Origin of the sequence: Atopobium deltae (assembly GCF_001552785.1) — a bacterium.
In the GTDB taxonomy this organism is placed as follows: Bacteria; Actinomycetota; Coriobacteriia; order Coriobacteriales; family Atopobiaceae; genus Atopobium; species Atopobium deltae.
The window spans coordinates 1-934 of record NZ_KQ959518.1; the positions used below are offsets into that span (position 1 = coordinate 1).

At 43.8% G+C, this 934-nt stretch carries 1 pseudogene; it reads right to left on the reverse strand.

Annotated features, from left to right (window positions below):
* Nucleotides 1-727 (reverse strand): annotated as a pseudogene (locus HMPREF3192_RS06545) (hypothetical protein); the annotation flags it as partial.
* Nucleotides 728-934: the final 207 nt, after the last annotated feature.

Here is a 934-nt window from a genome sequence, read left to right on the forward strand (position 1 = left end):
GTTCGGGATGATGCACTACTTTGGTTTGTGCGGGGTGATGTTTGGTTCCTACTTGGACTTTTTTATATATACTACTGTTGCTAACAGTTTTACCTGTTTCTAAAATTACTTTTTCCTCATATGCAATGCATTCCTCTACTGTTGGAAATACCTTGCCATCGCTGGTCTTATAAAAACGTTTCCTTTCATAGATAGGCTCATCCCACGCTTTTTCAACTACCACGGTCTCGTCCCAGGCGGGTTTATCGACTACCCAGCGTTTTGGTTTGGCTTTGGGTTTTTCTTTAGCCTGTGTGATTGCAGAGTTGGTGGGTGTTTGTCCTGCGCCTGCACTAGAAGATGAAGAAGATTTTTGTGTTGTGCTTGAGGGCGGCTGTCCTGCGGAACTGTTTTTTGAAGATGTGTCAACTCCACCAGAAGAAGACTCACTAGATCCACCAGAGTTACTCTCAGACGAAGCGCCAGACGTGGCTTGTGAATCAGCTACCCCATTTGCACCAACCGCATTTTGTGCTACCTTGCCAAGCTCAAGGGTTTTCTCGGCAGATGTAGATTTTACAAGCTTTTCTGCACCGTTCTTAGTAGCGCCTGGCTGTGCTTGATGCTGCATAACAGCAACACCAGCTCCCCCTACAACAAGCAGCAGCGCAAGTGCTCCTCCTGCTACACATTCACGCTTATGGTTTTGGATCCACGTTTTGAGTTCAACAGCCTTTGTGTTTAGCATACGCTTCCTTTCTTGGAGCCTAGATGGTTATATGCTGCTTTCAACGTACAATAGCACATGGTGCTGACAGAACTTATTTTTGTGTTTCAAACGCAAGGTACACAACAACCTTTTATATCATCTTTATTATACCACTCATACCTGATTTTAGAAGAAAAATTTTCGTGAAAATCGAGGTATAAATACCCGTTTTCAAAATTTTAGGCG